Origin of the sequence: Chitinophaga sp. (assembly GCF_039596455.1) — a bacterium.
Classification (GTDB): domain Bacteria; phylum Bacteroidota; class Bacteroidia; order Chitinophagales; family Chitinophagaceae; genus Chitinophaga.
Window position 1 is genome coordinate 264279 of sequence record NZ_JBCNJR010000001.1, and the last position, 23014, is coordinate 287292.

Annotated in this window: 15 protein-coding genes; 8 read left to right on the plus strand and 7 right to left on the minus strand. The window is 53.4% G+C overall.

Translation table 11 applies throughout. The features are described 5' to 3' along the window. The first annotated feature begins 9 nt into the window (after nt 1-9). Nucleotides 10-1488, plus strand: a complete 1479-nt coding sequence (locus ABDW36_RS00995; RefSeq protein ID WP_343700017.1) for a glycosyl hydrolase family 28 protein — start codon at nt 10-12, stop codon at nt 1486-1488. A gap of 120 nt (nt 1489-1608) precedes the next feature. On the opposite strand, the gene ABDW36_RS01000 is transcribed toward ABDW36_RS00995, so the two are convergent. Both ABDW36_RS01000 and ABDW36_RS01005 read right to left on the minus strand, forming a co-directional pair. Beyond that, nucleotides 1609-4623: a glycosyl hydrolase gene (locus ABDW36_RS01000; protein ID WP_343700018.1), complete on the minus strand. Its 3015-nt coding sequence runs from the start codon at nt 4621-4623 to the stop codon at nt 1609-1611. Nucleotides 4624-4955: 332 nt separating this feature from the next. Then, a complete protein-coding gene (locus ABDW36_RS01005; RefSeq protein WP_343700019.1) occupies nt 4956-6692 on the minus strand; it encodes a glycoside hydrolase family 9 protein in 1737 nt (578 codons plus the stop codon). A 146-nt stretch (nt 6693-6838) separates the two neighbouring features. Here ABDW36_RS01005 and ABDW36_RS01010 point away from each other — a divergent pair, with 146 nt between their 5' ends. After that, nucleotides 6839-8251, plus strand: a complete 1413-nt coding sequence (locus ABDW36_RS01010; protein WP_343700020.1) for an arabinose isomerase — start codon at nt 6839-6841, stop codon at nt 8249-8251. Here ABDW36_RS01010 and ABDW36_RS01015 read toward each other — a convergent pair. Then, nucleotides 8248-9156, minus strand: coding sequence for an AraC family transcriptional regulator (locus ABDW36_RS01015; RefSeq protein ID WP_343700021.1), 909 nt, complete (start codon nt 9154-9156; stop codon nt 8248-8250). The two genes, ABDW36_RS01010 and ABDW36_RS01015, sit on opposite strands and share 4 nt — an antisense overlap. Before the next feature lie 119 nt (nt 9157-9275). Here ABDW36_RS01015 and ABDW36_RS01020 point away from each other — a divergent pair, with 119 nt between their 5' ends. After that, nucleotides 9276-12002 (plus strand): family 78 glycoside hydrolase catalytic domain, encoded by a 2727-nt coding sequence (locus ABDW36_RS01020; RefSeq protein ID WP_343700022.1) that lies wholly within the window; start codon nt 9276-9278, stop codon nt 12000-12002. On the opposite strand, the gene ABDW36_RS01025 is transcribed toward ABDW36_RS01020, so the two are convergent. The 4 genes from ABDW36_RS01025 to rhaT are packed head-to-tail and all read right to left on the minus strand — an operon-like array spanning nt 11989 to nt 17765. Continuing rightward, nucleotides 11989-13335, minus strand: a complete 1347-nt coding sequence (locus ABDW36_RS01025) for an FGGY family carbohydrate kinase (protein WP_343700023.1) — start codon at nt 13333-13335, stop codon at nt 11989-11991. The two genes, ABDW36_RS01020 and ABDW36_RS01025, sit on opposite strands and share 14 nt — an antisense overlap. 3 nt (nt 13336-13338) lie before the next feature. Then, nucleotides 13339-14613, minus strand: coding sequence for a sugar isomerase (locus tag ABDW36_RS01030; RefSeq protein WP_343700024.1), 1275 nt, complete (start codon nt 14611-14613; stop codon nt 13339-13341). An 11-nt stretch (nt 14614-14624) separates the two neighbouring features. Beyond that, nucleotides 14625-16700 (minus strand): bifunctional aldolase/short-chain dehydrogenase, encoded by a 2076-nt coding sequence (locus tag ABDW36_RS01035; protein ID WP_343700025.1) that lies wholly within the window; start codon nt 16698-16700, stop codon nt 14625-14627. Between the two features lie 9 nt (nt 16701-16709). Further along, nucleotides 16710-17765, minus strand: coding sequence for an L-rhamnose/proton symporter RhaT (rhaT, locus tag ABDW36_RS01040; RefSeq protein WP_343700026.1), 1056 nt, complete (start codon nt 17763-17765; stop codon nt 16710-16712). 127 nt (nt 17766-17892) lie between these two features. Between rhaT and ABDW36_RS01045 the strand changes: the two genes are divergently transcribed. The 5 genes from ABDW36_RS01045 (at nt 17893) to ABDW36_RS01065 (ending at nt 22960) form a co-directional block, all read left to right on the plus strand. Then, nucleotides 17893-18924, plus strand: coding sequence for a GntR family transcriptional regulator (locus ABDW36_RS01045; RefSeq protein ID WP_343700027.1), 1032 nt, complete (start codon nt 17893-17895; stop codon nt 18922-18924). 309 nt (nt 18925-19233) lie between these two features. After that, entirely contained in the window at nt 19234-20607 is a 1374-nt protein-coding gene (gene tig / locus ABDW36_RS01050; protein ID WP_343700028.1) for a trigger factor, read from the plus strand. Next, a complete protein-coding gene (gene clpP / locus ABDW36_RS01055; RefSeq protein ID WP_343700029.1) occupies nt 20597-21301 on the plus strand; it encodes an ATP-dependent Clp endopeptidase proteolytic subunit ClpP in 705 nt (234 codons plus the stop codon). Before tig ends, clpP begins: the two co-directional genes overlap by 11 nt. A 206-nt stretch (nt 21302-21507) precedes the next feature. Continuing rightward, nucleotides 21508-22752 carry an ATP-dependent Clp protease ATP-binding subunit ClpX gene (clpX, locus tag ABDW36_RS01060; protein ID WP_343700030.1) on the plus strand — a complete coding sequence of 415 codons (1245 nt, stop codon included), beginning with the start codon at nt 21508-21510 and terminating at the stop codon, nt 22750-22752. 10 nt (nt 22753-22762) lie between these two features. After that, the gene (locus ABDW36_RS01065) at nt 22763-22960 is read left to right on the plus strand and encodes a hypothetical protein (RefSeq protein WP_343700031.1); all 198 of its coding nucleotides are present in this window, start codon (nt 22763-22765) and stop codon (nt 22958-22960) included. Nucleotides 22961-23014 lie beyond the last annotated feature (54 nt).

Below are 23014 nucleotides of genomic sequence, written 5' to 3' on the forward strand. Positions count from 1 at the left end.
AACAGACATATGTATATCAAGAAACTACTGATTGTGCTTGCTTTTCTATTACCCTCTTTTCAGCTTGATGCAAAAGACTACCCCGCTTCGCTGTTCGGTATTTTTTCAGACGGCGTTACCCTCAATACCCGCTCCATCCAGTACGCCATTGACTACATTCACAACAACGGCGGCGGCAGGCTGGTGTTTCACGTAGGGCGGTACCTCACCGGCTCCATCCACCTGAAGTCTAACGTAAGCATACAATTGCAGGAAGGCGCGGGGCTCATCGGCTCCCTGAACCCGTGGGATTATGACCGCAAAATATTCACTGCCCTCATTTTTGCATATGACCAGGAAAACATTGCCATCACCGGCCAGGGCTTTATTGACGGCCAGGGCCGCCTCGTAGCTCGTAATATCGTAGATGTGATCCATAAAGGCTTGCTGAAAGACGGCTTCCGGTACGACAGGCCGGAGGCCGAAAGCAGGCCCATGCTGGTCAACTTCCGTAACTGTAAAAATGTGCTGGTACGGGGCGTAACCCTGAAAAACGCCGCCAGCTGGGTGCAAACATATGACCAGTGCAAAAACCTGCACCTGGACAGTATTACGGTAGACAGCAAGGCTTATTGGAACAACGATGGTATTGATATTGTAGACTGTGAAGACGTAAAGGTGACTAACTCCTACATCGATTCAGATGACGACGGCATCTGCCTCAAATCTCACGATGCGGCAAAGGCCTGCAAAAACGTGCTGATAGAGAACTGCACCGTGCGCTCCAGCGCAAACGGCATCAAATTCGGCACGGCTTCTTACGGCGGGTTCGGCCATATCAGGATCAGGAACATCAGGGTGTTTGACACTTACCGCTCGGCCATTGCCTTACAGGCTGTAGACGGCGGCTACCTGGAAGACGTGGAGGTAGACGGCCTGCAGGCCTACAACACCGGCAACGCCATATTTCTTCGGATAGGCGAACGGGTAGCCGGTAAAAAAGGCCGGCTGGAAAACATCCGCATATCCAACCTGTACGCAGAAATACCCGCCACCAAGCCAGACGCGGGTTATGAGTACGAAGGGCCTATAGAAGACATGCCCCGCAATATTTCGCCCTCCGCTATAGCAGGCATGCCCGATGCGCTCATTAGCAACGTTACGCTCAAAAACGTCACCATCAGCTACCCTGGCGGCGGCAGTCCGCATTTTGCCAAGGTGGCGCTTGATACGCTTAACCGGATACCCGACCGTGCCAGTGCATACCCTGAATTTTCCATGTTCAGGGAATTGCCGGCCTGGGGCTTTTTTATCCGTCATGCCAAAAACATCCAGGTAGACGGACTTACACTTACCTGTGCAAAAAAAGACTTCAGGCCCGCAGTGGTGCTGGACAATGTGCATGCCAGCAAAATGGCGGGCGTTACAGTAAAAGAGCCGGAGAAAAAAGATATCTACCACGCCAGCAGGTCAACAGGCATCAGCATCAACGGGCAGCCGGCCAAATAATAAAAAACGGCCGGGCGGCAAAAGCCCAGCCGGTATTCACAATGGTACCCACTTGCGCTTCCGGATCAAATGGAAGCGCAGCGCTCTTTTCAGCATACTATGATACGCTGTCATCATTTTTTATTGTATGCCCATGATGGTAACAGGCCCCAGCAAACCGGAGGGCAGCAGGGGCGCGTCACTTTTGAACGCAATATTGGTATGGGTGAGGCGTTGCTCCGGCGGCAGTGCCGCATCTTTGATGAGGCGGTTGGGCCAGAGGTTCACCACTTCTATTTCCAGCAGGTTGTTGCCCGGCTGAATGGCGGAAGTGATGTCTACCTGCCAGGGCGCCGTCCACACAATGCCCAACGGTTTGCCGTTCAGACGTACCTCGGCAATGTTTTTCACCACCCCCAGGTCAAGGACAAGCTTTTTACCGCGCTGCACAGTACCGCTGAACGTAAACTGCTTTATGTAAGTGGCTGTTCCGGAATAGTGTTTAATGCCATCCTCCGGCCGCTGCGTCCAGTCTTGCAAGCTGGGAAAATCCGCTTCAGCAGGGCCTCCCCAGGCGGTATCGAATTTCACTTTCCAACCGCCTTCTATGTCCATCAACTTTGACAGCTCCGGGAAATTTACCGGCTGCCAAGGCTTTTTGGGAGCCTGTTGCGGGAAGATGACGAAGAAAGACTGGAAGGGCGCAAAGTCCATGGCCAGCGTTACCTGGCTGCCGGCGGTGGAGTACACGGCGGGGCGCATCTCACCGGATACAGGGTCCCATATTTCAGGGCGGCGGCCCCTGATCCTGAATTTGCAGTCAACTCTTTCAGGGCGGTTATGGCGGTTGGCAACAAAATAGATTTCTGCCTCCGGGGTGGTGCGGTGAATAAAATCGATGAACGCCGCAGTGCCGCTGTGCTCAAAATCAGGCCCGGCGCCGTCTTTCTGCAGGATTTCTCTCAAGGGCGTATTCCAGCATATTTTTCCCTTGCCGAAGTTGTGTTGTTTTACCTGCTGGCCATCGCAATTACCCCACACTTCAGCCGCCAGCTTTTTCACCGTACCGTCACAGGCCGGGTAATTTTTCAGTCCCGGGTCTTGCTCCGGGCGCGGCCCTACCACGGTAGCGCCTTGCTGTACCAGTTCCTTTATTTTCTGCAGCACTTCAACGGGCATGCGCGTAGTGTCTGGCAGCACCAGCAGGCGGTAGCTCATGCCATCGGGCAATACCAGCCGTTTGTTCTTCACGGCCAGTCTTTGCAGCAATACTTCCGCGTTGCATACATCATAATCGTATCCCTTTCCCAGGGAAGGGTCTGTGTGTTTAGGCCCCACAATATTGGGCGCCCAGTCTCCATTGTAATACAGCACGTCTGCCACAAATTTGCCCGCCTGCAACAGGTACTGGCAGCGGGCAATGTATGACAGGAAAGCGCCTGATTTGTTCCACCACGTTACGTTCGGGTTGAAGTGCGTGCCTGCGCCGTATTCATAGCCGGGCTTGCCGTCTTGCGGGCGGGTGGCGGTGGAGGTATGTATCACAATGCGGTTGATGCCTTCACAGAAGGCGCGGTCTGCAGACTGCTTCAGGGAACCGGGGTAATCATTCCAGTGGCGGAAGGCGGTAAAAGCTTCTGCCGAAGCGGTTTTGCGGCCGTAGATATGCGCAGCGGAGGCTGTCATTTTCGTCACCTTGTTCTGGCCGAATTCCAGTCGGGATACGCCGTAAGACAGGTTGTCATCCAGTCCTCCTGCTTCATCGTGCTTCAGGCCCAGCCAGAATTCACCCATGGGCCTGTCGCTACGCCCAAGGTTTTTCAGCCCGTCCATACACATGGTACCGGAACGGCTGGGGCCTGCCGCTTCGTTTTGCACCTGTAGGCCATGCTCATGGCAAAGCTCTGCAAAACGCCGGTAGTGGCCGTCTGCCATGCAGTCTGCCACCGTTTTGCGGTAATCGTGCAGGAAGCGGTCAGATACTTCTGCGCTGGTAACAATGTAACCGGCCAACACCGGCAGGTAGGGAGCCGCATCGTAGCCGCGGTATTCCCGGAATTTTTCCAGTATCTTTTCCGTCCAGTTCGGGAAACCGTCTTCGAAACTATCGTCACAAAAATACCTGAGCGTGTTGCTATTCAAAGGCCCCGCCTCTTCCAGCAGTATTTTGCCCAGGTGCTTAAACTGCAGCTCCACCCCTTCACTGCTGAGCCAGCCAACGGAAAGACCATTTGCTTCTGGCGGCGCAATCATCAGTTTGGAACCTGTCATCCTGTGGCCGGTGCGCACAATCACCCATTCCCCTTCCGGCACGTCCCAGTCAAGATGCCCGTCTGCCGTCAGTTTGCCGGTAAGGTCAATTACCTGCGCTGCGGGAACGGGTTTATCTTCCGGCGCTGCCTGCCAGGGCGCCAGCACCGGTCCCATCAAATCTTTCGCTTTTATAAAATTGCTGGCGTCTTTACGGTTTGTTTTGGCCGGGATCAGTTTGGCCCTTTCGCCGGTTATTTTTGAAGCTCCCCTGGGGAAGGCCACCACCGCCGTATCCCGGTAGTCAAGCTGCTCCAGCGGCAGGTCTATGTACTCTTTGAAACCGGGCGGGTTGAACACATGGTCGTAGCCGGCCCGGTTACCGGGCAGCGGCAGCTTACCGGAGAACTTCATGGGGCCTTTCACCGTTGTTTCAGATTGCAACACCCAGCGGCCTGCATGCTGCGGCGGAATCCACGGCCCGCCCATACACCAGCCGGCGCTGAAGTTCACGCCTACTTCAATATCCAGCCGTTTGGCTTCCTGGATGGCATGGCGGTACAACGCTTTCCATTCTTCACCGAATAAAGGAACGCCTTTGGGCATTCTGGCGCCACCCAAGCCGTCTGATGTATTTACCAATAGCACACCGCCAATGCCCTTAGCCCTGAACTCCTCCAGGTCCCGCGTAATCCCTTCCTTATTGATCAGCCCGTTAAACCACCACCAGTAGCAGCAGGCCTTCACATCGTCAGGCGGGTTGCTGAACCCGCGGCGCACGTCATCTCCGGCTGCCGCTGCAAACATGCTGCCGCTGCTCAGGAAGCCGGGAGCTGCGGCATTTACGCCCAGGCTCAGCGTAGTTAGCGATCCTAACTGCAAGAATTTCCTTCTGTCTATATTCATGCATTCAATTTTTGGGTTGATCTCTTACGCGCCCCTGCCATTAATTGTGGCCTGGGTCCTGCATGAGATTTGAATTGAGGCTGCGTTTGTTAAACGAGCCCACGGGAACAGGCATACCGATAAAGCAAGGGCAGTTGTGGACCACGACCTGCAACTACCTTGTATCTCGGTCATCAAAAGAAGCGTTTTTAAATAAAATTAAAGTTGACAAAAAAGCATTTTTAATGCCCTTTTTGACATTTCTATATGAAATACAACAAATGACACTTCCGGCCACAAAAAAACTCCGGCAGAAATGCCGGTAGTTTATGGGGTTAACAAAGTGCAAAGTGCTATTTCCCGGCCGTGTAACCAACTTCCTCTTTCAATGCCTCCAGCGCATGTGCCAGGTATACCAGCGGCGCGTTCCAGTTGATGGCAATTTCGTTAGACGCGTAGGAGCACGCTACGTCTGCATAGGCGGTTTCCGTTTCGGTAAATTCATAGGTACATTTATCCTGCATACCCTTGTTGGGGCCGCCAACCAGCAAACCGGGCACGGGGTCTGTAATGCCGTCTGCTATAGAAAGGCGGTGATGCGGGAACATGGGCGTTTTACTGCCAACGCCGGTTACGAAAGAGTAGCCGGTGGCATTACGGCCCAGCAGGTAATCAAAGTTAGTAAGCGCATACTGGATGTACTTTTTGTCTTTGCTCAGCAGGTAAGCCCTCACCAGCAAAATGCCCTGGTTGGCAGCATTGGCATTGCCGCCCCAGTTGAAGTCACGGGCAGACTGGCCCATTACGGTGCCGAAAGCATTGGCGGCCGCTTTTTCAATATACCTGTCTGCCGTGCTGATGATGCGGTTTTTCAACGGTTCAGCTACACCATTCCCTTTCCGCAACAATGAATAATACGCCAGCATACCCACGTTAGACCAGGTTGGAAGCCCCACGCTGTCATTCAAATGCTTCTCCGCCACAGCACGGTACTCTTCCTGCTGCGTGGTAACGTACAGCTCCGCCGCAGCCCATAGCCATTCATCGGCAAAATGCCTGTCTCCATACGCCCCGGTTGAAATAGCAGGTTGATATTGTTCATTGAGCCGCTCCTGTTCATATGCCGCAGCGGGATGCATCCTTGCCCATTCCCACGCCTTTCCCGCAGCGCGCAGACAGCTGTCTGCCAGCCCGGGCAGCTCTTTTTTAAACGGCCTCAACACACGCGCCGCCTGCGCCATTACAGCCGCAAAATCAAGCGCGGCGGCAGTGCTCTTCTGCACCACGTACCGTGGCGCTGTTGCCATGGCAGGCATTATCATCTTGTCAAAGGCGGCGTTGGTACATTTATGATATACGCCGCCGTCATCCGGGCTTTGCATGGTGAGCATCCAGCGGAGGTTGAAGATCATTTCATCCAGTATATCAGGCAGGGCATTGCCGCTTTCAGGAATATTGGTGCGCACTTTTTTAAAATAGACAGGAAAATCTTCATAGGCAGACAGCAGCGTGCCCATGGTGATACCCGAATTGACGATGTATTTATTGTAATCGCCCGCATCGTACCATCCGCCGGGTGAGGCTATCACCGTACCGGCGGGCCGCCGGCCGTCTGCCGCTGATGCATGGATGAGCACGGCCGTATCAGGGTGGCCTGCGGGGCGGCGCCATTTGCCGGCATACTGTTCTTCCAGCGGCATGGAAGCACGCTGGTAATAATAACCTTTCAATGTGGCAACGGCCGTTTGCGCGGCGGCGTTATTACCAATCTCAAAAACGTAGGAATGCGCCAGGCCAGGCACCGCCAACATAAAGCGCCCTTTCTTTTGCAAGGCGGAAAAATCAGCCGCCCGCGTAACAGTGGAAGACCAGGCAGACTGCTTTTCCGGGCCCAGCTGCCCGGTAAACACCGTGTCTTTCCCGTTTTCAGAAAGCACATGGAAAGCGGTAGCGGCTACACGCCCGGTTACCACCGCTGTTTTGGGAGCACGGGTGTAAAACCCGGCCTGGTTCAGTTTGATCTGCCGGTTTTGTGCAAACGCGGCGATTGATAATATGAGCAAAGTACCTGTAGCAGACGGGATTTTCATCGTAATAATTTATCAGGCGCAAGCTGTTTGCGGCCTTTCATGAAAGATACTGCTTTGCCCCGGCAATTCATATCAAAAAACACATGCATCCGGCCAAATAAGGCATGCCAGGCATAGCAGCCGTTCCTAACTTTAAGATCAAAAACATGCAAATAGGACTGTTCAGCGTAGGACTGGAAGAATACTGGCATCAATTTGAAGGTTTACATAACCGGCTTCTTCAATATCATCAATACATCTGCCAGCGGCTGGAAGAAATACACGGCAGCGTGCTGGACCTTGGCCTGGTAGATACTGCGGATAAAGCTTTTGAAGCCGGTAAAAAATTGCGTACGGCTGATGCGGACATTATTTTTCTCTACGTGCCCACCTACGCCCTTTCCTCTACCGTACTGCCAGTGATCAGGCAGCACCGCGCCCCCGTGATCATCCTCAATCTTACGCCCGGTGAGGCCATCGACTATCAAAACTTTAACCAGCTGGGAGACCGCGTGCAAATGACAGGTGAATGGCTGGCCCACTGCGGCGCCTGCCCCGTGCCTGAAATAGCCAATGTATTCAAACGCACCGGCGTTCGCTTTCACCAGGTAACCGGCATGCTGCAGGAAGAAAGCTGCTGGAATGAAATAGCTGCCTGGGTAGAAGCTGCGAGGGTTGCACATACTATGAACAATAACCGCCTGGGCGCCATGGGCCACTACTATAGCGGCATGCTGGACATCTACAGCGATCTTACGCTGCAATACAAATACTTCGGTGGGCATATTGAATTGCTGGAAGTAGACGAACTGTCTGCCCTCCGCCGGGAAGTTACCCCGCAACAGGCAGAGGCACGTATTCGGGAGTTTCAGGCGGCATTTGACATGCAGCCGGACTGCGACCCCGCCGAGATACAGAAAGCGGCAGTTACCAGCGTGGCGCTTGACATGCTCACCGCAAAATATAAACTCGGCTCGCTGGCCTATTACTACAAAGGCACGGGCATCCCGGAAAATAAAGACACCATCAGCTCCATTATTGTGGGCAATTCCCTGCTTACCGCCAAAGGCATTCCCGTAGCCGGAGAGTACGAGATCAAAAATGCGCAGGCCATGAAGATCATGGACAGCTTTGGCTGCGGCGGTTCTTTCACGGAATATTACGCGGTGGACTATAAAGATGATGTAGTGCTGATGGGGCACGATGGCCCCGGCCACATCGGCATTGCGGAAGGGAAGATCAAGGTAAAGCCCCTGCGTGTATACCACGGCAAGGTAGGCAAAGGCCTGTCCGTTGAAATGTCTGTCAAGCACGGGCCGGTAACCTTGCTGTCTGTTGTGGAAAATGACCGCAATGAACTTTTTTTACTGGTAGCTGAGGGCGAGTCTGTACCGGGCCCTATTCTTGAAATAGGCAATACTAACAGCCGGTACCGTTTTTCATGCGGCGCCAGGGAGTTTATGGAACGCTGGAACAGCCATGGCCCGGCACACCACTGCGCGGCCGGCACGGGGCATATTTATCACAAGCTGGAAAAGCTGGCCCACATCCTGCAAATGAAGATCGTGAAGGTATGTTAGCGGGCTTCTTTTGCGCCCTTGCCTTTCTCCTGCTCACGGTAGGCTTTGGGAGATACGGCATGTTTTTTCTTGAACAATCTTGAAAAATAAAATACAGACTCGAAGCCGGTCTGATACGCCACCTCATTTACCGGTAAATGTGTAGAATCAAGCAGGTGCTTGGCTTTTTTGAGGCGCAGGTTGAGGTAATACTGGTTGGGAGATTCGCCGGTTACCTGCTTGAACATTTTCCTGAACTTGGAATAGCTGACGGGCAGCTCCTTCACAATGTCTTCAATATTGGTAGACTCTTCAATGGCCTCCCGCATCAGGAACTTTGCTTTCAGCACCAGGCTCTGCTCCTGGTCGTTATGCTGCTGGCCGTAATAAGAATGACTATGAATGCGCGCCATAATTTCCAGCAGGATGGAAGACAGTACCTGCGGGTAGCCCAGCTGCCCCTCTTCCACGGTGGCAAACAACTTGTGAAAGAGGATCAGTATTTCCTCATCCGCCCCCAGTTCTATCACCGGGCCGCTGTTGCGGAAAAAATCCTGCTTCATGAAATTATCCGGGTAATATCCTTTAAAGCCTATCCAGTACTCCGTCCACCCGGAATTTTCATGCGGCTTGTAACGATGCCACATGCCGGGGTACAATAAAAAACAGGTGCCGCCATACACCGGCTGCTGCGGTACATTGGCAGATTCAAACACACCGGTGCCGGACGTGATGTACACCAACTGGTATTCTTTCAGGGTACGCCCGGTTTTCCAGGTAAAGGCATGGCTGGAGGGATGTTCCCTTGTGGCGGGATATGTTTTGGCGTCTTCCGGCTCTATTTTGTTGCAACCGGTGGTGGTAAGGTAAAGTCCCCATTTTTCTTCCAGCGAAGTAACTGTGAAATACTTTCTGAAATTCTTCATACACGTGGCTATTAATGTCAAAAAGTACAAAAAATCCCGTAGTTTATATAAGCGCTGTAGTGCCTGCCTTATTATTTTTAATTTGATTGGACAAGCTCTCTATACACGAAACAGACCACATGCAAAAACTGATGATGCTGGCGCTGCTATTGCTGGTTAACGGCAGACTGTTATCCCAGCCTGTGCAGCTCCGCTGTGAATACCGCCAGGACCCTTTGGGCGTTACCGCGCCTTACCCGCGCCTTTCATGGGAAATACCGCCCGGCCGCAATGCAGAGCAAACGGCGTGGCAGGTAATGGTATCAGACGATTCTGCCGCCCTGGCGCATGGCCGCGCCGATGTATGGAACTCCGGCAAGGCAGACGGCGCCGCATCCATACAAATACCTTACAACGGCGATCCGCTTCACCCAGCCAAAAAATATTACTGGAAAGTGCGTTACTGGAACGGCAAAGGCAAACGCTCCCGCTGGAGTGAAATTGCCCACTGGCAAATGGGCCTGCCGGAAGCACAGCACTGGCAAGGCGCACAGTGGATAGCATATGAAGACATACCGGCCGCGGAAGTACGGGTACCGGCCGTGCATGGCGCCGGCAAAGCGGCCTGGGGGCCGGGCAAAAACACTTTGCCGCTGCTCCGGAAAACATTCACTGTTACTAAACCGCTGAAACAGGCTACTATATTTATTTCCGGGCTGGGGCACTTTGACCTGTTCCTCAACGGTCAAAAACACGGCGATCACTTTTTAGACCCCGGCTGGGTACAGTACCGGCAACAGGCACAATATGTCAGCTTTGACCTCACGCAACACCTGCAGGTTGGAAATAATGCGCTGGGCGTAATGCTCGGCAATGGTTTCTATCACATACCGCGCGAGCGTTACCGCAAACTGACCGGCTCTTTCGGCTATCCTAAAATGATCTGCAGGTTGCTGCTGGTTTACGAAGACGGCACGGAAGAAAACGTGGTGAGCGGAACAGACTGGCAAACCGCCCCCGGCCCTATCACGTATTCCAGCATTTACGGCGGTGAAAGTTATGATGCCCGCCTGGAGCAGCCGGGCTGGAACACAGCGGCCTTTGACGCGCGCGGCTGGAAAAACGCCATCGTTGTAAAAGGGCCACCTGTGCTCACCAGCCAAATGATGGAACCGCTCCGCATCATGGATACGCTTCATACGCAAAACATCCGCCAGCCAAAACCCGGCGTGTGGGTATATGACCTTGGGCAGAACGCCTCCGGCATACCGCGCATCACCGTGCAAGGCAATAAAGGCGCCGTGATACGCATTACGCCGGGCGAGCTGCTGGATGACAGCAACTTCGTTACCCAGAAAGCTTCCGGCGGCCCTTGCTTTTACACGTACACCCTGAAAGGCGGCGGCCCGGAAACATGGCAGCCGCAGTTTACGTACTATGGCTTCCGCTACCTGCAGATAGAAGGCGGCACACCCGGCAAGGAACTTGTTGCCGTACAAGGCCTGCACACCCGCCACGCCGCTCCCACCGCCGGCTACTTCAGCTGCTCGGATACCCTGTTCAACAAAATCTACCAGCTTATTCACTGGGCCATCCGCAGCAACCTGGCCAGCGTGCTCACAGACTGCCCGCACCGTGAAAAGCTGGGCTGGCTGGAAGTGCTGCACCTCATGGGCAACTCCATGCGGTACAACTACGAGCTGGCTCCTTTCCTCAAAAAAATATTGGGAGACATGCGCGGCTCACAACTGCCCAGCGGCCTGGTGCCCGATATTGCGCCGGAATACACGGTGTTTCATGGTGGCTTCAGAGATTCTCCGGAATGGGGCAGCGCCGCGGTTATTGTGCCCTGGGACGTGTACCGCTGGTATGGAGATACAACAGTGCTGCAAGAGAACTATCACATGATGCAGCGGTACGTAGATTACCTGGGCCACAAATCAACGCTGGATACGTTGAAGCATGGCCTTGGCGACTGGTTTGACATTGGCCCGAAAGGCGTGGGCGCATCCCAGCTAACGCCCATTGAGCTTACTGCTTACGCCACCTACTATGCCAACCTGCAGATCATGAGCGCTACGGCCGCATTGCTGCAAAAGCCGCAAGACGTACAGTATTACACCCGCCTTGGTGAAAAGGTGAAACAGGATTTTAACAAGGCCTTTTTTCACGCCGATACCAAACAATACGCCACCGGCAGCCAAACCGCCAACGCCATGGCGCTCTACATGGGCCTTGTACCGGAAGAGCATCAGCCTGCTGTATTGCAGAACATACTTGCAGATATTGCCAAACGCAACAACAGCCTCAGCACAGGCGAGGTGGGCTTCAGCTACCTGCTCCGTGTACTGCAGGCCGCAGGCCAGTCTGAGCTGATCTATAAAATGAACAACCGCTCAGATGTACCGGGCTATGGCTACCAGCTTGCGAACGGCGCCACGGCGCTGACAGAATCATGGCAGGCGTACCGTTTTGTATCCAATAACCACATGATGCTGGGGCACCTCATGGAATGGTTTTATGCAGGACTGGCCGGCATTGGCCAGGCAGACAGCAGCGTTGCGTTCCGCCACATCACCATACGCCCGCAACCTGCAGGCAGCGTTAACGCCGTAAAAGCCGGCTATCATACGCCTTACGGCATGGTACGCAGTGAATGGAACAAAACGGATAATACGTTTGAGCTGTACGTGGAAATACCAGCCAATACAACCGCTACGATATACCTGCCTTTAACCGGCGCCGGTACAGTTACAGAAAATGGCGAACCCATTGAACGGGCGGATGACCTGCGGTTTGTCAGGAAAGAAGGGGCAACCGCTGTATATGAGGCTGCCCCTGGCGAGTATCATTTCAGTATAAAGTGATCTGCTTGTCTGTTTTGTAGCGCTTCAGCTCAATAATGCCTTCAGGCAACGGCTGGCTGTTCCACGCGGCGTGCAGGGCCAGCGCTGCTCCCAGCGCGGTGGCCTGCGGTATGGTGGCGGCGTACACTTCCATATCAGGGAACATGGAAGCGAGCAGGTGCATATAGATCTCATTCTTGCCAAAGCCCCCGTCTACAAAGATCCGTTTCACCGGCCTGTCTTTCAGCACCAGTTGCGTGGAATGATATTGCTGCGCGGCAATGTCCAGCACCAGCTGGTGGTAAGCTTCCACGTCTGAAGAAAAAGTATCCAGGTCCCGCTGTTCAAACACGCCCGGCTTCAGCGTGCGCATAATACGGGCATCGTAAGGAATGGAGCGGTAATGCACCGCATGCTGGTTAAAATGTGCTGCAATGCGTTTCACCTGCTGCTCATGCTCGTTGCCGGCAAACAGGCGGGAAGCCTTTACTGGCCGGCCTTCATAAGAGAGATAACACAGGCAGTCCTGCGCCAGCTCTTCCTTGCTGAGCGGAACGTCGTTAAAAGGGTTGAGGCTGATACACCAGGTGCCGGTAGAAATGAGCACAAAGGGTTCCGGGAACTGCATCAGGTACGGGATCAACGCGGCTGAAGAGTCGTGCAGGCCGGTGCCGGCCATGAACGTGTGTTTGCCATAGCGCCCCGGCAGCTCTTTGTTGGATGGTAGTACAGGCGCCAGTTTTTCCAGCAGCCCTTCTTCTTTCACCCAGGCGTGGTACGCCTGCCGGTCAAAGTCCCAGAGGGCGGTATGGCAGCCTATGCTGGTAATATCAGAACAACGCGTGCCCGAAATGAGGGAGCTGATGTATTGCGGCAGGTGCAATGCATACTGCATGGCATTGAATACTTTGGGCTGCTCCGCTTTCAGCCGGTACAGCTGCAGCCCCGAGTTGAGGCTGCCCAGTGCGGGTGAGGCGGTTTGCCGGAGAAATTCATCCTGCCCGCCGTACTTGTTATACAAGCCCTGCTGCAAGGCGGCCGGGTATTGCTTCAAATAATTGTAAAGCGGTGCCAGGGGCTTCCCGTGCTCATCTACATACACAAGGCTGGCCCCATATGCTGACACATTCACCGCTTTTATCCTGAAATCTTTTCTTTCAAATACTTCGTGCAGGGAATCGTACACAGACTGGGTGAGACTTTCCAGGTTCTCGCAGGCATCTCCGTCTTCATCTGTTATTTCTGTGAACCGGGCAGTTCTTTCCAATACGATCCTGTACTGCTCGTCAAATACGAACAACTTTTTGTTGGTTTTGCCAACATCGAATACAACTATGACGGGTATTGCTTGCATGTGTTAAAGTCCTGTGGCAAATGTTTTAGCTCCTCTTTCGCTGATCAGTTCCGTTCTTACATTGGCCGCGCGGTAAACACCCAGCGGGTTGAGCGCCCCGCCGCTCCGCAGTCTCGCTTCTGCCGCCAGCGCCCTCACATCCGTACGGAAGGCCTTTTGCAGTATTTCCTGCGCCGCAGCCACGTCGTGCGCGGCCTGTGCGGCGGCCAGCGCCTTGCGGTCTACCAGCAGCGCCTGCGCATAAGCCAGCATAATAGCCTCAACGGATTGCAGCAGGTCTTCCAGCGGGTCTTTCACGTTGTGAGAGGCATCTATCATCCAGCCAAGGCCGGTGGCGTGATCCATGCCGCGTGCATCCATGCCTTCCACCAGCTCACAAAAGATAAGGAAAAGCTGGTAAGGTTTGATGCTGCCTACGGTCAGGTCATCGTCCCCATATTTGGAGTCGTTAAAATGAAACCCGCCGAGCTTGCCTTCCATCAGCAGCAAGGCCACTATCTGTTCAATGTTGGCATTGGGCAGGTGGTGCCCGAGGTCTACCAGCGTGTAAGCCTGCGGCCCCAGTTTGCTGGCGTAGAGGTAAGACTGGCCCCAGTCTCCCACCGTGGTGGAATAAAAGTTGGGCTCAAACGCTTTATACTCTACAAACATTTTCCAGTGGGAAGGCAGCGCCGCGTAAATTTCCTGCAAGCCTTCCAGCGTGTTCTGGAACGCCTGGCGGAAGTTGAGCTGACCGGGAAAGCAGGAACCGTCTGACAGCCACACCGTGAGAGATTCAGAGCCCAGCTCCACGCCATGCCTGATCACTTCAATGTTATGCTCCACCGCTTGTTTGCGGATGGCTTTATCTGTATTCTGCAGGGAGCCGAATTTGTAGCTCAGCGCCTGCCCCGGCTGGTCCTGGAAGGTGTTGGAGTTCATGGCGTCAAACCGCAGCCCCTGCTGTGCCGCCAGCGCCTTGATGTGTGCCGGGTTGGAAGGAATATCCCAGGGAATATGCAGCGAAATAGCGCCGCTGGAGCGGTTGAGCTGGTGCAGCAGCCCTATGTCTTCAATTTTTTCTTCTAGGCTGCGCGGCTCTCCCCCGCCGGGGAAGCGCCCGAAGCGCGTACCGCCGGTACCCAGCGCCCAGCTGGGAATGGCCACCTGGAAATCTGTGAGGCGGCTCACTATGCCTTCCGCATCGGGTATTTCTCCTGAAATGTAGGCAAAGGCGCGCTGATGCGCCGCCAATGCCTGATCGTTATACGCTTGTATCTTGTGTTGTTCTAGTTGCATTGCCTCATTTTTTACCGTACAAAAGCCATGGCCACACCGCCGTCTACATTCAGCACATTACCGGTAGACTTGTCCAGCAGGCCGCCCACAAAAGCATAGCAGGCGTTGGCAATGTCTTCCGGAAGGATCACCTGGTTCAGCAAAGTTCTTTTTGCATAATAGGCCGGCAGCTCTTCTACCGTGATGCCGTACGCCTTGGCGCGGCCTTCGGCCCAAGCGCCAGACCAGATGTGGCTGTCCGAGATCACCGCATCGGGGTTCACCACGTTCACGCGGATGTTGTCTTTACCCAGCTCTGCAGCGTTCAGGCGGCTGAGGTGCAGCTGCGCAGCCTTGGCGGAACCGTAGCCGGCGTTGTTGGGGCCGGAAACAAGTGCGTTCTTGCTGACAATGTTCAGCACATCACCGCCCATGCCCTGCTTGCGCATTATTTCCACACCGGCCTGCGTAACCAGGAACTGGCCTTTCACCAGTACATCGTACAGCAGGTCCCAGTCTTTTTCGGTATGTTCTTCAATGGGTTTGGAAATGGAAAGGCCGGCGCAGTTCACCACAATATCTACCCCGCCAAAAGTGAGCGCTGCCAGGTCAAAAGTGCGGGCAATGGTTTGCGGGTTGGTAACGTCCAGCACTTCCCCCGCAGACACATCTCTGCCAAATTCTTTGGTGAAAGCGGTTTTGGCAGTTTCCAGCCGGGCCGCATCGTTATCGCTGATCACCACTACGGCGCCTTCCGCAGCAAACTTGCGGGCAATGGCCTTGCCTATGCCGCCGGCGCCGCCGGTTACCAGCGCCACGCGGCCGGAAAGCGCGCGCGGCTTGGGCATCCGTTGCAGCTTGGCTTCTTCCAGCAACCAGTATTCAATATTGAACGCTTCCTGCCGGGGAAGAGCGGTGTAAGACGAAACCGCTTCCGCGCCTTTCATCACGTTAATGGCATTGATATAAAACTCCGCCGCTACCCGTGCCGTCTGCTTATCCTTGGCAAAGGTGAACATGCCCATGCCGGGGCAAAGGATCACTACCGGGTTAGGATCTCGCATGGCGGGGCTGTTGGGATGCTTGCACTTGTTGTAATATTCCGTGTACATGGCCCTGTACGCTTCAAACTGCGGCGTCAGGTCTTCTCCCTCCTGCAACACCAGCGGGCTGATCTTGGTACGGAGGAAGTGATCGGGGCAACTGGTGCCCAGCGGTGCCAGACGCTCCAGGTCATTGGAGTTGATAAATTCCAGCACCCTGTCATCGTCCGTAAAATGCCCTATCATTTTTGTATGGGAAGAGCAGTAGCCACGCAATACCGGCGCCAGCGCTGCGGCTTTGGAGAGGCGTTCTTCTTTCGGCAAGGAATTGATCTTTGCACCGCCGAACACCGGCCGCTTTTTACCGGTGTGCTGCTGCAGGTATTCAGCGCAGCGCTCCACAACTTCCAGCGTGTTCATATAACTTTCATAAGCCGTATCTCCCCAGGTGAACAACCCGTGAGAGCCCAGCATGATGCCACGGATGCCGGGGTTCTCATCCAGGCACTGCTTCATTTGCAGGCCCAGGTCAAAACCGGGGCGCTGCCATTCTACCCAGCCTATAGTACCCCCAAACAGCTCCTGTGTGATCTTCTTCCCGTCTTTGGCGGCGGCTATGGCAATGGCCGCATCGGGGTGCAGGTGGTCTATATGCTTGAAAGGCAGAAAGCCGTGCAGTGGCGTGTCTATGGAAGGCGCTTTGGAATGGAGGTCGTAGATGCAATGGTTGAACAGCTCTACCATTTCATCTTCCATCTCAATACCGCGATAGATCTTCTGCAGGCTCCGCAGCCGGTCTACGTACAAAGCCGCCAGCCCGCTGCGTTTGAGCGTGCCCAGGTCTCCGCCGGAACCTTTTACCCACATTACTTCCGTGGGCTCGCCGGTGAGGGGGTCCGGCGCCATTACTTTACAGGAGGTGTTGCCGCCGCCATAATTGGTTAACCGGAGGTCGGCGCCCAGCAGGTTGGAACGGTAGATCAGCAAAGCCACTTCATCGCCAGCCATGGCGGCGGCTTTTGCTTCATCCCACAAATAGCTTACATGTTTAAATTCTATAGTCATCGGATATATTTAATGGTTCAATGAACTGCCGTAGCCTACCAGCACCACAGACAGGATGATCATGGCCAATCCTGCCAGTATGGTGCGGTACGTTTTTTTGCTGACGCCTTTCCATTCCTTCAGCGTAAAGCCCCACATGCTGGATATCAGGATGATGAAGGCCATATGCAGGATCCAGGAACTGGCGCCGTTGCCTAATTTGCTTTCGCCCATGCCGTAGAAGAAAAACTGGAGGAACCAGGTAGTACCGGCTATGGCGGCAAAAAAGTAGTTTTTCAACAAGGGCGTTTGCGGGTTGGCATAATCACGGAAGGAGCGGTTGCGCACATTCAGTATCATGCACCAGATAAAGTTGGTGGTAAGCCCGCCTAACATGATCACAACAAAAATCACGTTGTTGCGGAACAGGGGATTGGCATTGTTCTGCACTGCCGCCTCTCCCATAGATTCTCCCGCAGAAATGGCGAAGCTCATGCAGGCGCTCAGAATGCCGGACACAATGGCCACCGCCAACCCTTTTTTCAGGTCAAACTCCTGGATGCTGGCCTTTTGCGCTTCGGAAGACAATTCTTTTTCCTTCCGCATGCCCGCCTTGCCGCTGATAGCAATGCCCACCAGGCATACTGCTACGCCCACCAGCACGAACAGGCCGCCGGTGCTGTGCAGCATGGCTGCAAAGTTATCAGGACTGTCTGTTGCCAGCCCGCGGTAAATGGGCGGTATCAGCGCTCCGAAAGCAGAGCAGAAACCCAGCGCCACCGCCATGCCCAAAGACATGCCCAGGTAGCGCATAGACAGGCCGAAAGTTAAGCCGCCAATACCCCATAAAACGCCCAGGAAATAGGTCCAGAACAAGGTGCCGCCGCCGGTAGATCGGATAATGCCCATAAAATCAGGCACGGTGAGCCAGGCAGCCACAAAGGGAACGATCAGCCAGGAAAACATGCCGCCTACTATCCAGTAACTCTCCCAGTTCCAACCTTTCACTTTTTTGTATGGGATGTAAAAACTTCCGGAGGCAAAACCGCCTATAAAATGAAAAAATATACCAAGGATAGCCAGCATAAATTTTAGTCGTGGATTCTATAAAGTTTGCTCAAAATAGTCAATGCCCTGTGGTCAACTGTCATGGGCTGTCCTGCCTCTGCTGCGTGTAATTTCGGTATTTATTGTGTACATTGTTGGCCTTGTTATGAAGCAATCAAATATTTTCAGGTACCTGTCCATAGACGACTATTCGGCCACGCCGAAATACCAGCAGCTGGCCAACGCCATCATCAAGGCGGTAGGTGAAGGAAAAATACAGCGGGACGAGATCTTGCCCTCCATCAACGAGCTGAGCTATGAGCTGGATATTTCGAGAGATACGGCGGAGAAGGCCTTCAAATACCTGAAGGGCCGCGGCGTGCTGGGCTCTGTGCCCGGCAAAGGATATTATGTGATGAACACCCTGCCCGGCCAGCCTTACAAAATACTGCTGTTGTTCAACAAGCTCAGCGAACATAAAAAGATCATTTACGATTCTTTTGCCGGCAAGCTGGGAGAGCAGGCCAGCATTGATTTTTACATTTACAACAGCGATTTCGGCCTGTTCAAGAAACTGCTCTCACGCAACCTGCAGGAGTACACCCACGTGGTGGTGCTCCCCCACTTCCGTGAGCGGCAGCAGCACCTGGAAGAGCTGGTCAACGCCATTCCCCGTGAAAAGCTGATCTTGCTGGACAAAAAGCTGAAAGGCCTCACCGGCGAGTACAGCGCGGTGTACGAGAACTTCAGGGGAGATATTTACCATGCGCTGGAGCAGGCGCGGGACCGGCTGCAAAAGTACCGTACGCTGCGCCTCCTGTTCCCGGAAAATACTTATTACCCTGAGGAGATCAGGGAAGGGTTCCTGCAGTTCTGCCAGGACTATGCCTTTCCCGGCACCGTAGTGTCAGACATTGTTCCGGAAACCATCCACCCCGGAGACGTGTTCATCAATGTACGGGAACATGACCTGGTGGCCCTGATAGAAAAGATACGCTCGCTGAACCTGGCCATTGGCAAGGAAGTAGGTATTATCTCCTACAACGAGACGCCGCTGAAAAAATTTATCCTGAACGGGCTCACCACCATATCTACAGATTTTGCCATGATGGGCGAGCTGGCAGCCGGCCTTATTACAGACAATACCATGGCCCAGATAGAGGTGCCCTTCAATGTAACCCTGCGGGAATCCCTCTAGGACAGTGTATTATTTACCTTTTCCCCAGGAAAAGGCCTTATATTTGCAGTCCTAAAGACAGGGTGATTTTTGCCTAAAAATTTAACAATCAAACAGTTAGGCAGCAAAAAGGATAACCGGTGCATTTTTGGCCGGAAAGCGTTTGACAGGAGGAAAGGCCGGTTTACACTGCCAACGCTTCATCTACGCCTGCTAAAAAGGCAGGCAGACCCTCTCCGCGGGCGCATGGCACAATCTTCGTGCTCATAGTGCTTCACTGGCCTGAACAAGCTTGTATATTCTGTGTTTTAATATATTAACAAAAAACAAATGGCAACCGTAACCAGAGAGAACATTGGTTTATTAAATGATAAGATCACTGTGAAAGTGAGCCAGGAAGACTATCTTCCCAATTTCGAGAAAGCAGTGAAGCATTTTTCAAAAAATGCGAACATCCCGGGATTCCGCAAAGGCCAGGTACCCGCCGGTATGATCAAAAAAATGAGCGGCCCGGCTATTTTCCAGGACGAAGTGCTGAAAACCGTAGAAAAAGAACTGATGGGTTACCTGCAGCAGGAAAAGCTGGAAATATTTGCCCAGCCCCTGTCTACAGACACGGAAGCCAAACAGCTGGACTATGCGCAGCCCGCAGAATACGACTTCAGCTTTGAAGTAGGCCTGAAGCCCACCTTTGAAGTAACACCGCTGAACGGCAAAACCTCCCTCACCCGTTACAGTGTAAAAGTAACTGACGACATGGTGAACCAGGAGCTGGAGCGGCTGCAGCTGAAAGGCGGTAAAATGACGGAGCCTGAAACCGTTACCTCTGAAGATAATGTACTGAACATCGAGTTCCTGGAAAGCGATTCCAAGGGCAATGTGGCCGAAGGCACTGAAAAGAAAGAGAACTCCCTGCTGCTGAAATACTTTGCTCCCGCCGTACAGGAAAAACTGCAGGGCAAAAAAGCAGGAGACACCCTGGTGATACAGCTTTCCAAAGCCTTTGACAAGGAACGCCTGGAGTTCATTGCCAAAGACCTGGGGCTGGATGCCAACGATAAAGACGCTGTGAAAAAATATTTCCAGCTCACCATTACCAAAGTGGGCCTGATAGAAAAAAGGGAACTGAACGAAGAGTTCTTCAAAGAGGTATATCCCGGTCAGGACATCACCACAGAAGAAGCATTCAGGGCCAAACTGAAGGAGGAGATCGGCAAATACTGGAAACAGGAAGCCACCAACCACCTCCACAACGACCTGTTTGAGACCCTGGTGCATGAAACACCCATCGAGCTTCCGAAAGAGTTCCTCAAACGCTGGCTGCAAAAAGGTGGCGAAAAGCCCAAAACAGCCGAGGAAGCCGAGCACGAGTACCCGAATTTCGACCATCAGCTGCGCTGGACGCTGATCAGCGATAAACTGATCCGCGAAAATTCCCTGGAAGTTTCCTTTGAGGAACTGAAAGAGAACGCCCGCGCCAAGATCATGGGATATTACGGCCTGGGCGGCGAACAGGCAGAGTGGCTGGACAGCTACCTGGAGCGCCTGCTGCAGGATGAAAAATATGTAGACCAGACCTACCGCGAAATGATCACACAAAAGCTGTTTGATTGGGCTGAAACCAAGGTGAACGTGAAAGAAGAGGAAATAACCGCAGAAGAATTTGTAAAATTACCTCATAAACACCACCATCATGAACATTAATAACGAATTTCGGAAATATGCCATACAGCACCGTGGTATCAGCAGCCTGGTAGTAGACAGTTATGCCCGTCACCAGATCAATTCCCTGACGCCCTACATCATTGAGGAACGTCAGTTGAACGTAACACAGATGGACGTGTTCTCCCGCCTCATGGCAGACCGGATCATCTTCCTGGGAGACCCTATTAACGACTACGTAGCCAACGTGATCACCGCACAACTGCTGTTCCTGGAGTCTGCAGACCGCAACCGGGATATACAGATGTACATCAACAGTCCCGGCGGCAGCGTGTACGCAGGTCTTGGTATCTATGACACCATGCAGATCATTTCCCCCGAAGTAGCCACTATCTGCACCGGCATGGCCGCCTCTTTCGGCGCTGTACTGCTGGTAGCCGGCACCAAAGGGAAACGCACGGCACTGAAACACGCCCGTGTAATGATTCACCAGCCCCACGGCGGCGCGGAAGGCCAGACCTCAGACATCGAGATCACCGCCCGCGAGTTCGTAAAGCTGAAAAAAGAGCTGAACGAGATCATTGCCTCCCACAGCGGCCAGCCCGTGAAAAAAGTGGAAAAAGACGGTGACCGCGACTACTGGATGACTGCTGATGAAGCCAAGGAATACGGTATTATCGACGACGTGCTCGATAAAAACCCGAAAAAGAAAGCAGCGGAAAATAATCCTCAATAATGCTGAAACGTCCCGCTCCGGCGGGACGTTTTTCATTTAGGGCGCCCAACATCCAAAAGCTTGTTAAAACCGGCATTTTCCGGGCACTAACCGGCAAAAAAGTGTAATTTTACCGTTCCGGCGGCAATGCCGGGGTTATTGAAAAGATATTTATAGCTAATGAAACGTAAGTTCCATCAGGCCTTTGAAAAGACAACAAATTGCTAATGAAAGATTCCAAAATACGCTGTTCGTTCTGTAACAGGAACAAAGATGAGGTGAGGATATTGATAGCCGGCGCAGAAGGGCACATTTGCGAAAACTGTGTGGCCAATGCGCAGGAGATCATTGAACAGGAGCTGAACCCCGGCGCGGAATCCCGCAAGCCGGCCGGCTCTTCCAACTTTGTACCCAAGGTGGCCAAACCTGTTGAGATCAAACAGTTTCTTGACGAATATGTGATCGGGCAGGACGACGCCAAGAAAATACTGGCCGTAGCGGTGTATAACCACTACAAACGCCTGAACCAGCAGGTAACGGATGATGAGGTGGAGATCGAAAAAAGCAACCTCATTATGGTGGGCGAAACCGGCACCGGCAAAACCCTGCTGGCCAAGTCTATCGCCAAACTGCTGAATGTTCCCTTCACTATTGTAGACGCTACCGTATTTACCGAAGCCGGGTATGTGGGAGAAGATGTGGAAAGCATCCTGACCCGCCTGCTGCAGGTATGCAACTACGATGTGGAAGCTGCGGAACGCGGCATCGTATACATAGACGAAATAGACAAAATTGCCCGCAAGAGCGATAACCCTTCCATTACCCGCGATGTGAGCGGCGAAGGCGTGCAGCAAGGCCTGCTGAAACTGCTGGAAGGCACGGAAGTGCTGGTTCCCCCGCAGGGAGGCCGCAAGCACCCGGAGCAAAAGCTCATCAAGGTAAACACGCAGAACATCCTGTTCATTTGCGGCGGCGCTTTTGACGGTGTAGACCGTATCATCAGCCGCAGGATACAAACGCACTCCATCGGTTTCACCGTGAATAAAGACAAGGAAGAGGATGCCCGCAAGCACATCCTGCGTTACGTCAACTCGCAGGACCTGAAGCAGTTTGGCCTTATTCCCGAACTGCTGGGCCGTTTGCCGGTGGTTACCTACCTCAACTCGCTTGACAAGGACGCCCTTACCGCCATACTCACCCAGCCGCGCAACGCCCTCGTCAAACAGTACAAAAAACTGTTCAAGGTAGAGGGTATTGAGCTGGAAGTGGCAGACGATGCTGTAGAGTATATTGTAGACAAGGCGCTGGAATACAAGCTGGGCGCCCGCGGCCTGCGCTCCATCTGCGAAGTGCTGCTGGCAGACGCCATGTTCCATATGCCTTCCGGTACCGAAAAATCTTTTGTGCTCAGCCGTGCCTATGCAGAAGAGAAGCTGGAAAAAAGCACACTGGTTACTTTAAAAGTTGCTTAAACCTACATTCATGCAAGAGCTGATCCAACAATTGAAAGACAAGGCCGGTATTAATGATGAACAGGCCGTAAAAGCCATAGAAGCGGTAAAAGACTTTGTGAAAAGCAAGCTGCCTCCTATGATAGCCGGCAATGTAGACGCCTGGTTTACCGGCATGGCCGGCGGGCCGGCGCAGCCTAAAAAGGCGGAGGACGATTTCCTTGACTAAGCCGTACGGAACAGGCGCAGCAGATCGTAAAACAGGCAAAAAGCCATGTTGCCC

Coding starts and splice junctions, on each gene's coding strand:
- ABDW36_RS00995 (WP_343700017.1), top strand. CDS start 10: ATGTATATCAAGAAACTACTGATTGTGCTTGCTTTTCTATTACCCTCT.
- ABDW36_RS01000 (WP_343700018.1), bottom strand. CDS start 4,623: ATGAATATAGACAGAAGGAAATTCTTGCAGTTAGGATCGCTAACTACG.
- ABDW36_RS01005 (WP_343700019.1), bottom strand. CDS start 6,692: ATGAAAATCCCGTCTGCTACAGGTACTTTGCTCATATTATCAATCGCC.
- ABDW36_RS01010 (WP_343700020.1), top strand. CDS start 6,839: ATGCAAATAGGACTGTTCAGCGTAGGACTGGAAGAATACTGGCATCAA.
- ABDW36_RS01015 (WP_343700021.1), bottom strand. CDS start 9,156: ATGAAGAATTTCAGAAAGTATTTCACAGTTACTTCGCTGGAAGAAAAA.
- ABDW36_RS01020 (WP_343700022.1), top strand. CDS start 9,276: ATGCAAAAACTGATGATGCTGGCGCTGCTATTGCTGGTTAACGGCAGA.
- ABDW36_RS01025 (WP_343700023.1), bottom strand. CDS start 13,335: ATGCAAGCAATACCCGTCATAGTTGTATTCGATGTTGGCAAAACCAAC.
- ABDW36_RS01030 (WP_343700024.1), bottom strand. CDS start 14,613: ATGCAACTAGAACAACACAAGATACAAGCGTATAACGATCAGGCATTG.
- ABDW36_RS01035 (WP_343700025.1), bottom strand. CDS start 16,700: ATGACTATAGAATTTAAACATGTAAGCTATTTGTGGGATGAAGCAAAA.
- rhaT (WP_343700026.1), bottom strand. CDS start 17,765: ATGCTGGCTATCCTTGGTATATTTTTTCATTTTATAGGCGGTTTTGCC.
- ABDW36_RS01045 (WP_343700027.1), top strand. CDS start 17,893: ATGAAGCAATCAAATATTTTCAGGTACCTGTCCATAGACGACTATTCG.
- tig (WP_343700028.1), top strand. CDS start 19,234: ATGGCAACCGTAACCAGAGAGAACATTGGTTTATTAAATGATAAGATC.
- clpP (WP_343700029.1), top strand. CDS start 20,597: ATGAACATTAATAACGAATTTCGGAAATATGCCATACAGCACCGTGGT.
- clpX (WP_343700030.1), top strand. CDS start 21,508: ATGAAAGATTCCAAAATACGCTGTTCGTTCTGTAACAGGAACAAAGAT.
- ABDW36_RS01065 (WP_343700031.1), top strand. CDS start 22,763: ATGCAAGAGCTGATCCAACAATTGAAAGACAAGGCCGGTATTAATGAT.